The organism is Shewanella polaris, from assembly GCF_006385555.1.
In the GTDB taxonomy this organism is placed as follows: Bacteria; Pseudomonadota; Gammaproteobacteria; order Enterobacterales; family Shewanellaceae; genus Shewanella; species Shewanella polaris.
Window position 1 is genome coordinate 1,523,544 of the sequence record NZ_CP041036.1, and the last position, 16,152, is coordinate 1,539,695.

The 16,152-nt window shown below is 38.4% G+C and carries 10 protein-coding genes, 1 other RNA gene and 1 pseudogene; 5 read left to right on the forward strand and 7 right to left on the reverse strand.

The window, feature by feature from the left end; genetic code table 11:
* Nucleotides 1-56: 56 nt before the first annotated feature.
* A complete protein-coding gene (locus tag FH971_RS06725) occupies nt 57-2,027 on the reverse strand; it encodes an OmcA/MtrC family decaheme c-type cytochrome (RefSeq protein WP_140233791.1) in 1,971 nt (656 codons plus the stop codon).
* 867 nt (nt 2,028-2,894) lie between these two features.
* On the opposite strand from FH971_RS06725, the gene ffs reads away from it, so the two are divergent.
* An RNA gene (gene ffs / locus FH971_RS06730) (signal recognition particle sRNA small type) lies at nt 2,895-2,992 on the forward strand.
* Between the two features lie 47 nt (nt 2,993-3,039).
* On the opposite strand, the gene FH971_RS06735 is transcribed toward ffs, so the two are convergent.
* The 6 genes from FH971_RS06735 to dinG form a co-directional block, all read right to left on the reverse strand.
* Nucleotides 3,040-3,339: a late competence development ComFB family protein gene (locus FH971_RS06735; protein ID WP_137221636.1), complete on the reverse strand. Its 300-nt coding sequence runs from the start codon at nt 3,337-3,339 to the stop codon at nt 3,040-3,042.
* 94 nt (nt 3,340-3,433) lie between these two features.
* Nucleotides 3,434-4,351 carry a histone deacetylase family protein gene (locus tag FH971_RS06740; RefSeq protein ID WP_140233792.1) on the reverse strand — a complete coding sequence of 306 codons (918 nt, stop codon included), beginning with the start codon at nt 4,349-4,351 and terminating at the stop codon, nt 3,434-3,436.
* A gap of 4 nt (nt 4,352-4,355) precedes the next feature.
* On the reverse strand, nt 4,356-5,054 hold the full coding sequence (locus FH971_RS06745; RefSeq protein WP_140233793.1) for a DUF2057 domain-containing protein: 699 nt from the start codon (nt 5,052-5,054) through the stop codon (nt 4,356-4,358).
* 9 nt (nt 5,055-5,063) lie between these two features.
* Complete coding sequence (locus FH971_RS06750; RefSeq protein WP_137221630.1) at nt 5,064-5,726, reverse strand: primosomal replication protein; 663 nt, start codon at nt 5,724-5,726, stop codon at nt 5,064-5,066.
* On the reverse strand, nt 5,723-6,496 hold the full coding sequence (locus FH971_RS06755) for a TSUP family transporter (protein ID WP_140233794.1): 774 nt from the start codon (nt 6,494-6,496) through the stop codon (nt 5,723-5,725). The genes FH971_RS06750 and FH971_RS06755 overlap by 4 nt, the downstream gene beginning before the upstream one ends.
* An 8-nt stretch (nt 6,497-6,504) precedes the next feature.
* Nucleotides 6,505-8,580 (reverse strand): ATP-dependent DNA helicase DinG, encoded by a 2,076-nt coding sequence (dinG, locus tag FH971_RS06760; protein WP_140235537.1) that lies wholly within the window; start codon nt 8,578-8,580, stop codon nt 6,505-6,507.
* 114 nt (nt 8,581-8,694) lie between these two features.
* Here dinG and FH971_RS06765 point away from each other — a divergent pair, with 114 nt between their 5' ends.
* The 4 genes and pseudogenes from FH971_RS06765 to FH971_RS20375 all read left to right on the forward strand — a co-directional run bounded on the left by FH971_RS06765 (nt 8,695) and on the right by FH971_RS20375 (nt 16,063).
* Entirely contained in the window at nt 8,695-11,094 is a 2,400-nt protein-coding gene (locus FH971_RS06765; RefSeq protein ID WP_240778450.1) for a DNA polymerase II, read from the forward strand.
* 651 nt (nt 11,095-11,745) lie between these two features.
* The gene (locus tag FH971_RS06770; protein ID WP_140233795.1) at nt 11,746-14,388 is read left to right on the forward strand and encodes a TonB-dependent receptor plug domain-containing protein; all 2,643 of its coding nucleotides are present in this window, start codon (nt 11,746-11,748) and stop codon (nt 14,386-14,388) included.
* A gap of 381 nt (nt 14,389-14,769) precedes the next feature.
* A pseudogene (locus tag FH971_RS06775) lies at nt 14,770-15,604 on the forward strand (IS1595 family transposase); the annotation flags it as partial.
* Nucleotides 15,605-15,904: 300 nt separating this feature from the next.
* On the forward strand, nt 15,905-16,063 hold the full coding sequence (locus tag FH971_RS20375) for a hypothetical protein (protein ID WP_167495990.1): 159 nt from the start codon (nt 15,905-15,907) through the stop codon (nt 16,061-16,063).
* Nucleotides 16,064-16,152: the final 89 nt, after the last annotated feature.

Here is a 16,152-nt window from a genome sequence, read left to right on the forward strand (position 1 = left end):
TAATAACGTAAGTCATAACATGAGAGAGAAGCTGGGCTCCTCTCTCAATGGACAAATTAAAGTTTCACTTGGTTGTGATTTTCAATGGTAGGTATATGGCAGTCGAAACAGGTTTCTAATTGCGCAGCATCATTGGCTTGTTGGTAACTACCGTTAACAACTGCACCACCTTGGAGTTCAACATGTTGTTTTATCGTGTCAAATCCATGACATGAAGCACATGTCGCGGTAATAGGTGTTGTATAAAGACCTGCTGAAGTTGCTAGTGCACCTTTAACTTTGAATGCATCAAGATTAAAGTCATTGTGGCACTGGGTACACTCTTTAATAATACCTTGTTCACCATGAACACTGTGCAATTTCATTTCAATTGCGCCTTGATTCGCACCAGAAGCATATGTGCCGTCAGGTGTATGACAAACTACACAAGCATCCAAACCAACTGTGAGTTCACCATTGAGTTCACGAGCTAATTGCTCTGTCATCACAAAGCCAGCATGGTGACCTTTATGTAATTCAAAGGTGTCGCCATGACAATTATCACATGAGCCATAATTGACCGAGTCGATGTGACGATAGCTTGGGGCATCCCCTGATAAAGTACCAAATGTTAGCTCGGCTTTCATACTAGTGGTCGCTACGTCATCACCACAATCAATTGCTTGGACTCCGTCGTTACACATTTCAAGGCCGATAAAGCTAAATGCGGTATCGGTATCATCAGCACCAAATGGTAGTGATGCGATGTTGTATACCAACTTACCTGATTCAATACTGACATCAGTTTGTAATTCACCCGCGGAGATAAAGTCTTTGCTGATTTTGGCTAAGCCGTTACCTGGGCTAGCGTTATATCCCATGATAGGGAAGTTAGGGCCAACGTTAGTGTTTGTTTCAAGACGTTGAATTTTGCTCACTAAACTTGTGGCATCAACTGCTGCACCGTTAGCATCTAATATCGTTACCGATAAGGTTGCAGATTTGTCGTCAGTACTGGCTTTATTTGCTGTTAGGGTTGCACTCATGCCATATGAGTCGATAAATGCTTTTTTCTGAGTAAAGGTTGCAGTATGTAACTCTTCTGTCCAGCTAGCATTATGACATGCAATACAATTTGAGTTATCGACTTGTTGTGAATGCCCTTGACCTGTTTTAAAGTCAATATCCGTATGACAGCTTGAACAGGTTTCCATGGTTGGAATACGTGTCCAGTTACCCGATTCACTGAGTTGTTCTGAATCAACATGACATGTTGAACAGTTATCTTGCACTATGGCATAAGCTGTTTCAGCGCTTTTATCCATGTTCTTGCCATACATTTTGGCATTATTATGAACATTGTGGATTAAGTGGCTAAAATCATCTTGAACTTTGCCTTTTTCAATGGCTAATTCGTTGGTATGACATGAAGTACAGGTTTCTAAATCAGTATAGCTATGATAAATTTTCTCACCTTTTGCATGGCAAGTATTACACGCAGCACCACTCACAATGTTTTTAGTGTATTTAGCGGTAAAGCCTTCACCGTCAAAATCTTCGGTGTATTCGGTGCGTGGTACTGTGGTTGTGCCATCTTGTAAAGTCGATGCGCTGGCAATCACATTATATCTTTGCGTTAACTCTGGATTAAAACCTTCAACATCTATGGTAAAGCTATACGTTCCGTCAGCGTTATCTGTAAATGTTTCTTGCGAGCCAATATATTGCCATTGAGCAGCGTTGCCTGCACCACTTGCGCCAGCAGGGATAAGCTGAACGACTTTCTTAACTTCGAGTTCGGTAAGGCCTACTACAGGGAGGTCTTCTGAATTGGTAGCAAATACTTCTATCGTCGGCTTATTGTCTTGGTAAGTGACTTTGGTGATGTCTAAGTTCAATGCTGTGATGGCTGCAGCAGGTTCGCTGCCAGAGGTGTCTGGGGTCGTCACTTCAGCTACATTATCATCGCTTCCGCCACAACCTACCAATGTCATTGAAGCTGACATTGCAAATACCAATGCCATTTTTTTGTGTTTTGTATTCATCATATTTTCCCTGCAAAGGTCATCCGTCTAACTTACTGGCAGTATGTTCTGCAATTATCTTGTTCAGTTAAGTTGATGTTGGAATTAAATTTCCCAGTCATAATATTACTTTACAAACACCCACTCGTCTTTAACTCGAATGTAATAGTGTGATGATGATCGGCCTATTAATTAAGAGGTATATTAAATGCTGAATTCATAGGAGTTGATTGTTCGCAAAAAATAATATTTTAGGATTAAGTTGAGAAAATTAGTCGATAAAACAACAGTTACATTGATACATAAAGGTTAAATGTTTATACATTTTATTAAAGTCCAAATTTATGAAAACATGTTTGTCTTTACTTATAAATTAGGCGGATATCACTTGAATACTGGTATCAATTTAGGTGTTACATTAGCCAAAATAGAAGGAGAATTGTGAAATGTCATATTGATATATAGGTGCCATTAAACTCTTTCATAACACAAAGGCAATAGTCTTCTTTTGTTCTGCGGCCTCTAGAATTGTATCAAGTATAATGAGCACCTAAACCATCAATAGCTGTATCAACAATTACAATTACCTTTTTAGTGACACGATTAACCGTATGTTACGTCAAACAAGCAGTATCTGTTTACTTAATGGGATGACAGTACAAAGACGATAACCAGTGAGTTACGCCTTACTGGTATACCTAATTAAAAAATAAACTCATTTTTAACGGTTAACCTATCTCTTATCTCTCGTTGAGGTTAAGTATTGTGCAGTTAGGTAGAGGATTGGGAACTTATTAAGATTAAGGCTTGATCAAGCCAATGGGTTAGGGGATAATCGCCTCGTTCTGAGACATAAGCTGTTTTTTTATGATTCGGAAATCAATGGTGACCCTAGGGTCCCCCCGCAATGATAACTTGTGAACTCGGCCAGGCCTGGAAGGGAGCAACCGCAGCAAGTGACTCATGTGCCGGGGTGTCGGCTCTAGGGGAACCTCCAATATTCCCCGTACCATTTTTTATCTAATCGATCATTTTATTATTGTTGTGCCGCAGCCAGATCGGCTTCTTCTTGTAAGCGTTTTTGCAAATTCACTTTAAGGAATTGTCTCGAACGTTCAAGTGCTTCACTTATCTCTGTTTTCATTTGTGCCAGCTCTTGATAATTTTCAAAGAAATACGTATCAACTAAATGTCGAATGTACCTTACAGGTAACTGATTTAATGTCACGCAGCATAAGTCAGCTAAGTATTCTTCTGGTAGCTCTTCCATTAAGCCCCCATCTCTCAGCATTTCCATTAATAGAACTTCATAATAGTTTCGGATTTCTAATTGCATTATTACGCTCCATTGAGATTGTTTGATTTATCGACATAAACTGTAATGTCGGGAGTATTGATATTAGCTCGGTGGTGCTTTAGTAAGCCGTGGCTTACTGGGTTGATAACCATGATTCATTTGCTGCAATTAATAATTGACTATGTCGGAGCGTTAATTCTGTTTCACTACGACTATAGCCTCCACCTATCACTGCTGCAAGTGGGATGTTATGCATTTTCGCTATTGATATTACCTGTTTGTCTCGATCGAGAATACCCTGATTTGAAATCGAGAAGTATCCTAAGTCATCATCTTGATGGATATCGACACCAGCATCATAAATAATCAAATCAGGTTGATGGAGACGGATCAGGTAAGGCAATATTTGTTGTATATGTTCCAGATAACGAGTGTCGGTACAGCCTTTATCGAGATCAATATCGTAGTCAGATTGTTGTTTTCTTGATGGGAAATTTTTTGCGCAGTGGATTGAGCAGTTAATGATGTTAGGGTCACCTTGTGTGAGTGTCGCTGTTCCATCCCCTTGGTGAACATCACAATCAAAAATAAGTACTTTATCAACTTCTCCAGATTCAATGGCTGATTTAGCGGCAATGACTAAGTCATTAAAAATACAAAAACCACTACCAAAGTCATAATGTGCATGATGATAACCACCCGTTAAATGCACTGCGATTCCATGTTTAAGTGCCAACTCAACACATAAGTGGGTTCCATTTACGGCATGTAAAGTACGGGTGACTAACTCAGTGCTCCATGGGAACCCGATACGCCTTTGAACTTTGTGATCTAACGTGCCATTGATAAATTGGTCGACATACTGTGGGCAATGCACGCCATAAAGCATGTCTATACTTATTGGCGAAGGGATATGCCGATAACGCTCAAACAATAAATGTTGTTTGAGCGCATGTTGGTACAAATTATGATATTTGGTAGTAGGAAAGCGATGGGTGCTCGGTAGCGCCAGCTTTGAATAGCTGGCGTGATATACAAAAGGTATCGACATAAGCTTACAGTTGCTTTATTGCCCAGCCCATGAATTCTTTACGTGTTTTTTCATCGGCTTGTAACCACCAATACTGCAACATTTGTTCAGCTTGTGCAGGGGTTGATTTTTGTGCAGTTGCAGTTGAAATAATAGGTGCAGCAACAGGTGCCATTGTTGCAGATTCAATGTCTGATTTGATCTCGACAGCTTGTATTGCTTGGCTACCGTCACCCGTAGCGGAAGCTGATAAAGTTTCAATATCATGCTGATTTTTTTTATTAAATAGACTCGTAAGAAGTGAATCTTCAGTAAAATTGGTTTGTTCTACGGTGTAAGTCACAGCCGCATTGTCTTGACGCTTAATAATGATTTGCGGTTTTTTTGCAAATGATTTAGGTTTTTTAATTACATTACCTTCAGCTGGTTGCAATAGGTATTGATGATCACCATCAACAGTCAACGTTATAATTAATGGGCTTGATTTTACAAAGGATTGACTATCACTAAAGGAATCCTCAACTACATCGTGGTAACGAACCGCAATTTTATGGGTGCCATTAGTCAATGCTAGATCAGATTGATGGTTAAACATGCTGGTCTCAACCTCTGTACCATCAAGTGCTAAATACTCAAAAGACATGGGGATGGTTATATTAGCAGCTAAGACTGATGATGATGTCAGCAATGCCAAAAGCGCACTAGCGGTAAATAAAGATTTCATTGTTTCTCCTTAACGTGGGTAACTTTGGCGAGGCTTTTCAAAAAGTTGAATTCGCTCTTCAATATAACTGGTTGCTTGTTTACATTTTCCTAAACGACGATGCATCATAAGGATATCATTTTGCAATTTTATTTTGTCATCACTATGACAGAATTCAAGACTTGCTTCCAATTGTTGAATTTTTTGCTCTATTTTATTAGCCCAATTTAAATGTTTATTGAGTTCGGCATAGAGTTGATGGCTATTTTGCATGATATTACTGGCTATCCAACCAAATCCACTGTCTTGTACTGCTTGTTGCTGTTTTTTTGCATATCTAGCCCGATTACTGGCTTTTCGCTGATCTTCAGATTTAAGATTAATGTCGGTAGTGAGTAATGCTCTGCGTAATGCACTAAATCTGTCTTGAATACGATCGCAACTGAGTTGGATAACATTGCTACCCAACTTAAGGAATAGTTGTTTTTCTAGCTGTTTAATGTCTTGACGTAACTGTGCAATACAAGGGCTTAGTTGAGCCCCCTGTTGAGCAAATAATTGGCTGTTAAATCGCTCAATTTCTTGTAATGATTTACGCTGTGAAGGTGCTAAGTTTTGGTCATGAATTAATGCATCTTGTTCAAGCTGCGCGAGTTGCTGTTTTAACATTGATACTAATTGTTGGGTGTTCATGCCCATGCGCTCCACGTTAGATGGACTGCTATCGACAATACCATAATAATAAATATGGGTTTAATAAAAGGTATTCCGAATCTAATTGCACTTCTAGCGCCAATGAATGATCCCGCCATCATGCATACACCCATCCATAAACCCAGTATCCAATGAACTTGCCCCATAGATGCAAAGATAATTAACGCAGTAATGTTACTCACTGCTGTCATCACACGGGCTAATCCACAACTGTGCAACAGGGGCAGTTTGTAAAGTGAAATAGACGATATGGTCCAAAAAGCGCCTATGCCAGGTCCTGCAAATCCATCGTACCCACCCAAAATAAAACCTTGGCTAATTTGTTTATTTGTTGGTGATGGCAATTTAGGAAGCGTAATATTTTTGTCGCCCATCGCTTTAGGACTTAACAAGGTATAAATAGCAATACTAATAATGAGCAGTGGTAGAATTTTTTCAAGCCATTTGGGGTCAATTAAAAACACTAAAATACACCCTGCGATCGAACCTAAAAACGTGGCATAAAGACAGGGTTTCCATATTTTAGGGTTAAATAAATGTTGTTTATAAAATGTATAGCTTGAGGTCAGCGATCCAAAACATGCTGCTAGTTTGTTGGTGCCTAAAGCCAAGTGGGGAGGTATGCCTACGGTGAGTAATGCAGGAATAGAAAGCAGTCCACCGCCACCAACGATGGCATCAATAAAACCAGCAATAATACCAATGACCGCTAAAACAGCCCAATGGCTAGGGTCTAATAATAAATCCAACTCAATACCTATTCGATAACACGTCTAAAAGGTGGCAGGGCATCAATTAATGATTTGCCATAACGTTTGGTGACTAAACGGCGATCCAGAATAGTGACTCGGCCATAATCTTGCTCTTTTCTAAGGAGCCGGCCACAACTTTGGACTAATTTACGCGATGCGTCGGGAATTGTCAGCTGTAAAAATGGGTTACCACCTTTTACTTTTAAATATTCCGCGTGAGCTTGTTCAACTGGCGAGGTAGGCACCGCAAATGGAAGTTTGGTAATAATCAAGTTTGTTAAGTAATCTCCGGGTAGATCCAGACCTTCAGAAAAGCTGCCGGTACCAAAAATAACACTGGGTAGCCCCTCATCACAGCGCTTTTTATGTTGCTCTAATATTTGTTGACGTGGAATGGCACCTTGAACAAAAAGCAGCTCTTTTGGGATTTTCCCTTCGACGAGTTCAACCACTTTATCCATTTGCCAATATGAAGCAAACAGCACTAACGTCGCCATTTCACCATCGATGAGAGTCACAATATGTTGTGCTAGTTCAGCGGTATAATTCTCGTCAGTAGGTTCGCACACCATTTGAGGAATAAATAAGGTCGCATTATTTTCGTAATCGAAAGGGGATAACAAGGCCAAAAAACGACTACCATCGTTCATTGATAATCCCACTTGATGAGCAAAATGGTTGAAACTATTTAACGCTCTAAGTGTTGCGCTACACAATACCACTCCAGCGGCTTTTTGCCATAACATAGATTCCAGCATAAAGCCGACTTCGATAGGCGATGAACAAAATAAGTAATCTTGTTGTTTACCTGTAATTAATTCTGCCCAACGTGCCATTGGTGCACCTTTTTTGCTGTCCTCTTTAGCCATCATCTTCCATAACTTATGTAAGTTATCTAGCCTCTGTAAGATGAATCCGGTTTCAGACAACAAACCTTCCGACTGATGTTTAGGCACTTCACCATCTTTGATTGCTTCATTTAATACCGACACCACTTTATTAAACTGTTTCACCGCAGAGCCCGATGCGGTAGCAAGATTTTCTGCCTGTATTAATAATGATTGCGGTAATTGACCGTGCTCAAAACGAAGCCGAGATTCAGGGTTAGCAAATAATTGTGGTTGAGTGTCACAATAATGAGCCACTTGAGTCAGTAGGTTTGTTAAATCGGTAATGTGATCAAGCATCGCCTGTACGGGGGCGATAATGTGGGTGGTTTTCAATTGATTTTGTAATTTAGAACAGGTTTTGGATGCTTTTTCTAACCAGTCACAAGCACCACGCAATGTAGCTTGAGCACTGGAGAAGTCTCTTGCAACAATGGGCAAGTGGTGAGCCTCATCGATGACATAAAACATGTCTTCTGGCTCTGGTAAAATGACGCCACCACCAAGCTCTAAATCGGCAAATAATAGACTGTGGTTAACAATGAGTACATCCCAAGTATCAACATCTTCACGAGCCTTATGAAACGGACAATTATGATGCGCCGATACTTGACGATGACAACTGTGCTTATCACAGCAAATTTGTTGCCACAAAAAATCAGGAATAGGGTGCTTTAAGGTATCTATTTCACCATTCCAACGTTTCTGATGAAAATCTTGATGCAGTTTTTGTAATTCATTTATTTGACTTTGATCTGGCTTAGTTTGCCACATAGCCATTTGTGAACCATCTTGTGCACCTATCATGGCTTCAAGTTTAGCTAAACACACATAACGCTGGCGACCTTTTACTAACCCAAATTTAAACTCAATTCCTGATTGCTGCAAAAAGTGAGGCAGATCTTTGTGGAGTAATTGTTCTTGAAGTGCCACGGTTGCAGTGGCAATACAGACTTTCTTTTTACTGGCAACCGCTAAAGGTATAGCGCCTAAGATATAGGACAATGATTTACCAATACCTGTTCCAGCCTCAACCACAATAATGCGACGGTCTTTGTCATACTCACCCGCTAAGGTTTTAGATATTTCCGCTACCATATAGTTTTGTTCGCGACGAGATCGAAATTGTGGCATAGATGCGGCAATTTCTTTATAAATGGTGCGAATTTGACTTTTTATGTTATCCGGTAGCATAGGAAGTATGATTTCTGCATAGACTGAATTATGCTGTACATAATAACAGTGAATTAGCATGCCACGAAGTAATAAATCAAATTGAGTAAACTTGTGCAGGAATTCGAACCCATAGTGAAGCAAGCAAATATCCCATCAAGTCTCAACTATGTAAAGGGGCGAGTATTAACTCGTCATGCCATTTATAGGCATGGACAGTTAGTGCTTCAATACTATATTAAAACGGCTCAGGGACCAGTACTCGCAGAGCTGTATCACTGTGAAGTAATATGTTTTTGTCGTCAACAAGATGTTAATCAATTAAGTCAAAAAGTCGGTTTTGCCCTTAAGGCTGAGTCGAAATCATTGATGAGCTTTGAGCATGAGCCTATTAGTGCCTTGTATCTTAAATCAAATACGCAATTAAAATTACTCAGTCGCATTGCTAATGATATCGGGGTTACTTTATTTGAAGCCGATATAAGGCCTGAACAACGTTATCTTATCGAACGGTTTATTGCCTTAGATATAGAGTGCTCAGGGTACTATCAAGACAGTAATCCAACTTCAACAATTTCTTTATTAGAGATTAATCGGGCTAGAAAAATACCCACCAACGAACCTGTTGATATTCCTTTGAAGATGGTTTCACTGGATTTTGAGTGTAGTTTTGCTGGTGAACTTTATTCGGTCGGTTTGTATGGAATCGATTATCAATGCGTAATTATGGTGGGCGAACCACAAGCACAATGCCATGAGTTCATTATTTGGGTTAAGGATGAAGTTGAGCTTATACTGAGATTAATTGCATGGTTTAGCGACTATGACCCCGATATTATCATCGGTTGGGCGGTGGTGACCTTTGACTTAGCCTTGCTGTATAAACGCTGCGTATTACATCAAATCCCATTAACCATCGGCCGAGGTGATACTGAACTTAGCTGGAAAGTGGCTGACAAATATCGGCCTGAAACCTTATCTTTACCTGGACGGGTAGTACTGGATGGTATTGATTGGCTTAAAGCGGCATTTTATCAATTTGATAGTTTCTCATTAGAGTCTGTTTCGCGGCACTTATTAGCCGAAGGGAAAGCCATAGATCATGTTGAAAATCGTGGACAAGAAATTACTCATTTATTTGAAACAGACAAAAATGCACTGGCTTTTTATAACCTTACGGACTGTCGTTTGGTGTGGGATATTTTTGAAAAAACACAATTATTAGATTTTGCCCTTGAACGAGCCAAGTTAACCGGCTTAGAGTTTGGTCGCGTTGGTGCATCAATTGCCGCATTTTATCATTTGTATCTACCTCACTTACATCGAAGTGGCTTTGTTGCGCCAGCTCATCCCGCTAGTCACGGGCTTGAGAGCCCCGGCGGATATGTTATGTCATCTATCCCAGGCTACTATAAAGATGTTTTGGTATTAGATTTTAAAAGCTTGTATCCGTCGATTATCAGAACATTTCTTATCGATCCCAAAGGTTTAGTTGAAGGTTTGCACGCCAGTAGTTGTAATGCTGATAACACTATAGTGGATGGATATTTAGGCGCTAAATTCAGTCGGAACAAGCCTATTTTACCAGCGTTAATTGCAAGTTTAGCGGAACAACGTGAGCGGGCTAAACGCGATAAAAATGCACCTTTATCACAAGCAATAAAAATTATTATGAACTCGTTATATGGCGTATTAGGCTCTCGAGGTTGTGTATTTCATGATGCAAAACTTGCCAGTTCTATTACCATGCGCGGTCATCAGATAATGAAACTGACTAAACAATGGATAGAAGAGTGTGGTTATCAAGTGATTTATGGCGATACCGATTCTACATTTGTGTGGTTAGGGGATAATCATGGTATTAAGGATATCCAAGCGATTGGTGAATACTTGTCGACATTGATTACCCAACGCTGGCTTGAATGGTGTGCAGATGAATATCAATTAGACAGCTATCTAGAACTCGAATTTGAAACCCATTTCGAACAATTTATTATGCCTACGCTAAGAGGTTCAGATGAAGGCAGTAAAAAACGCTATGTCGGTGCGGTATTAAACGACGCTCAACAATTAAAACTGACGTTTAAAGGGATGGAGCAGGTGAGAAGTGATTGGAGCCCTATCGCGCGAAGAATGCAATATCATTTATATGAACTGTTTTTCAAGGGCGAAGATGTCATTGATTATTTGAGCAATGAGCTAGCGGCAATTAAAAGTGGCGCTAGAGATAATGAGCTTATTTTCAAAAAGCGATTAAGGCGAAATGTTGAAGATTACACCGCTAAATCATCCCCTCATGTAAAAGCGGCCAAACAGCTTGCTCAACTTCTGGATGACGTAAACGTTACTCGTAAAGGTCAACAAATTAAATACGTTATGACGTTGACTGGCGCACAGGCAATTGAAGCAAAACCACAGAATATCGATTATGAATATTACATTAGTAAACAAATTCAACCCATCGCAGAGCCCATCTTGCAACTATGTGGTCAGAGTTTCGATGCGCTAGTAAACAATCAAATGATGCTACTGTAAAAAAACAAAATAATAAGCCAAAGTTGTTCGTATTTTTTATGCATTAATTTATCTTAAAGGGAGGTGGCATTATACATTTCCAGATAGCATTTTTACCTGTCTCATATCCCCTAAATTTAATATTCATAGCCTTTAAATTCCATTCATTACAGTTAACTGAATCCTTGCCTAAACTAAGATAACTAACTGAGCTTATCTGATGATTTCCAGTTAAAGGTTAAAACTAATAACTGAACCATGTGTAGATAAAATTTAAGGTATTGAGCAATTCTTAATGTTTGAAATTAACCTTTTATGTTAAAGAAAAGTTAATAGTAAGGGCTTGGTAAAAAATAGATTTAAAACAATAGATTATTTTTACACTCTAGGTTGTATAAAATATGTAACCAATAATAATTGACTTAATAGCTTGTATTTAAAAGTTTAATTTATTATTGAGTGTTTTTTCACAACACTAAAATCTTTTACATCTGGTTAACTTTTATGCATGTGTAATTTCAAAGTGTTGATTAGTTGTTTTAAATGTGATTTTATTGCATCTGTAATTGAGAGATTGTAATGCATTTGTGTTGCATTTTTCTCATTTAACAGACGCCTATAATGGCCGTCATTATTATAAGAAAGATATAAAAAAATCCAGGGAGATAGACAATGCATAAGAACGTATTAGCTAAATCAGTGCGATTAGCACTGATCAGTGGTGCAGCCGCGGCAGCATTCGCTTCACCAGCAGTTTTTGCTGCTGATGAAGATGGCGAAAAAGTAGAACGTATAGAGGTAACTGGTTCGCGTATTAAGCAAGTTGATATGGAGAATGCGTCACCTGTTACGGTTTTGACCGCAGAAGATATTAAATTAACTGGTGAGTCGACAATTGCAGATGTATTGAATAATTCATCTGTTAACAGTTTTGGTTCATGGCGTGGAACATCAGGCTATGGTTCTGGTGCTGCCGCAACAAGTAGTGTGCAAATGCGTGGTTTGGATGCCAAATATACATTGGTATTATTAGATGGTCGTCGCATGCCTGGTACTAGCTCTAGCTCAGGCGCTGCAGCTGATACGTCTAGAATTCCAATGGCAATTGTTGAACGCATTGAAATCTTAAGAGAAGGTGCTTCAGCTGTTTATGGTTCAGACGCAGTCGCTGGTGTAATTAACATTATCACTAAAAAAGACTATCAGGGCCTTGATTTTTCTTATGATACTGAGCTGCCAAGTACAGACGGTGGTGATACAAACAGATTTACAGTGGCAACTGGTTACTCAAGTGATAAAGGTAATATTACATTAACATATGAGTACTATAAAGCTGATGCTGTTTGGGATAAAGATATTTGGAAATTTGATGATCCAACTTATTTTGACTATTCATCATATAGTTCAGTACCAAACGGAGTAGGTGATAGTGGATGGATTACCAATCGTGATATGTGTAACCAAGCTCCTAACACGTATGATTTGACTGATAGTGCTGACACTGGACGTTGTCTTTATAGCTATGGCGAAGTAACTAAGTTATTTGGTGATGTAGTTCAAAACTCTGTACTGTCAAATTTTTCATATGAATTAGCTGATAACCTTAAGTTCCGAGGTCGTACAAGTGCTTCACTTTCAGAAACTGAAACACGTTATGCGGGTACTCCAGTATCAACAAATTTACCAACAATGTCAGCCGACAATGCGTATAACCCAACAGGTGAAGACTTAGATCTGTATATGCGTGGTGCTCAACTTGGCAATCGTGACACCCGCACTGAAATTAACGATATTGATTTCTTTGGTGGTTTAGTTGGTTTTATTGATGTTGGTAATGGTATTGATTGGGAAGTAAATGGCCAACATAGCCGTTCTTCAACGAATTCTTTCAATGAAAACTTAATTAACGATGATATCATTCAAAATCTAATTGATAGTGAAGAGTATGATATTTTTAATACTACTGGCATGAGTTATGGCGATTGGAATAGCCAGATGGAAGATCTTTATGGCCAGGCGGCGCATACTGGTCTATACCAAGCTCGATATGTTAGCTCTCAGGTTGACGGTTTAATTTCTACTCTATTTCTAGACGAGAATGATTTTAGTTTATCTGGTGTTTTCGGTATTGAATATGAAACGGTTGACTTTACTCAAAAGAGTGATCCGCAATCTGCATCAGGACGAGTATCTGGTGGTTCTGGTGGTGATGATGTAAATGCAACTCGAGACCGTACTTCTGCATTTATGGAATTACAAGCAAGCCTACCTTTCAATGTTGATATTAACGCTGCTGTGCGTTATGACAATTATGATCAAGAAGGTGATGTTGGTGAGCAAGTTGTTGCTGGTTCATTTGACAATGTGTCTCCTCAAATAGGTATCGCTTGGCGTCCTGTTGATTCATTGTTAGTTCGTGCTAGTTGGGGTGAGTCTTTCCGCGCTCCTAACATGGGCGAAATGTTCTCTAGTCAAGCATTGAGCTTTGAAACTGCTGATGATAACTTATGGTGTGATGCGGGAACTAACGCAGCCGATGATGCAGTTTACTGTGCCGTTGGTGGTTCACAGCATAAAACATGGTTCGGTGGTAACCCTGATCTGAAGCCTGAAGAAGGTGAATCATTAACTACTGGTGTGGTTTGGAATGCTACTGATAGCTTAGCATTTGAATTGTCATACTATGATTTAACTTTAGATAACCAAATTGCATCTACAACATTAACCCGTTTATTAAAAGATGAAAGTGACAGTGGCTCATCAACTGCAATTATTCGTGACGCAGATGGTAAGATTGATGTTGCTTACAGTTTTGACCGTAATATGGCAAGTTTAGAAACTTCTGGTTTCGATTTTAAAGCATCATATTCAATTGATACTGAGTATGGCGACTTTGGTATTAAAACCGAGCTTGGTTATGTACAAGATTTCAAACAGACATCTGAACCTGGTGAAGCTGCTTTTGATTATGCAGGATTACAAGATTATCCAGAATATCGTGGTAACGTGAATTTAGCGTGGACTTCTGGTGATATGAGTGCTGCATGGACTACTTATTATATTGGTTCACAAGAATCTGGTAATGAAGAGTATGGCACCGATTATCTTGCGGATATTCCTTCGTATTTCAAGCATAACATCCAGTTTTCTTACTATCATGCTTGGAATGGTAAAGTCACACTTGGTGTAAATAACTTGCTAGATGAAGAAGCTCCTTCATGGTATGACGGATCTGTAGGTTGGCGTGATGTGAACACTGGTTTATACGATGTTTTAGGTCGTACAGTGTTCTTTAAAATTCAACAGTCATTCTAAGCCATTGGTTTGAAATAATGTGTTGAACACGGTTGAAATACCAAGTTAAATATATTTATTAAAATAAAAACCCACCTTTCAAGAAGGTGGGTTTTTTTATATATTATGGGCTGATTTATTCAGTTCAAAACCATTAAACATGGTGTTCAATTTTTCCGCTTGAAGTTTCAATTATTTTTTATTGTGTACGAACCGATTTAGATAAGTGTTTTCAGCTCCTAGTTTTTATAGTGTAGTTTTGAATCAATATGAAAATTTTTAGATTGCTAACCATTATCTCATGCAGTCATTACAGCATATCCATGTCATGACAGTGATAATTTAAATTATTCAACTACACACTTAATTCAACTTAGAAGACAACGTCAATTTTGTTCTTAAGTTGAGTGTTTAAATCAGATTAAGCAAATGAGATGGCCTATTGGTTTTATTTGCCCTAATCGCAGTTGTGAGCATGGATATGAGCTTGCAATTCCTAATGTATATGAATGTACCAATGTCCTAAACAAACATCGGTAACAGCAGATACAATATTCTACGGTAGTCCTATTTCGTTAATTAAGTGGTTATGGACTATCAATTTTTTAGGCTCAGATAAAGAGAGTATTTTGGTATTGAAATTCAGTAAACTTATATATGTCAATTGGCGCGCTTTATACTAAGTCAACTGGGAACTGTAATAGCTATCGAGACAGTTTATATTGGCTTTTAGGTGTCATTGAAATTGATGATGCCGAGGTAGATGGCAAATGAAAGAGGAAGAGTGGATGTGGCACAGAAGGTAAAACGTCTGTTTTAGTTTCAGCAGAAAATAAAAAGGGAAAGAGAAGAATTTATTGCTATGCAAGCATAGAACAGCGTTTGCCATGATAACGTTGGAAGTTTATTGTAAAGCACTTAGATATACAGTATGAAGTTTATACCGACGGCTTGCCTGCTTTGAACATTATAGACAAGGCCCAACAATATTAAGCGAGTCTAATACCCTAGGCGCTTATTAATGAATGGCTCCCTTGGGTAAATCTTGGGTAAATATTGCCATTGGTAATTTAAAAGCGTTTATAGTTTGAACTTTTTAATGGAGCTTCGAGAAAGTATGTATCTTCAAGAATACTGTAGTGAGTACTATTATCGACTCATTCGCAGACAAACGGGGATGCAAATACTCAATAGGCGGTTAACTAGATATAATCCATACGCTGTACATTCACATTGAGCTAATTATATTGGTATGTATGATTAATTAATTGTTTAGTCAAAATGGCAGATGCCATAGGTAATGTGTTTAAACGAACATATGAAGATCGAATAAAGAAAGACCTTAAATGTTAAAATTAGATTGTAAATCAATAGTTTGATTGGATTTTTGATCATGTTTGATGAGGCGGCAGCTCAGGATTGTGATTTAATACATTTCGTTACTCAATTTTTTAAAGCTTGATTATTTTGGCCTGTTACAAAGAAGTTAGAATTTATTGAATTTATTACAGTACAAATGGATACGTTAAGACTAAGATTGACCGAGTTGGTCAATGCCGGATTGCATGAAATTAAATTGGCAAAATTTATTGCTAAGTTTCACGAAAACAATATGATTTTAAATGAACTTAAAGTATTAAATAATGAACAAAATGAAGTCTTAGGTTGGTATTTACATGGTTCAAAATTTGTTTAGTAATGCAAAAAAAGATAAATACAGTGTATTGTTGTATTGTCATTTTTGTTTAACTACATGAATAAAAACAAATAATATTTTTCGCTTAG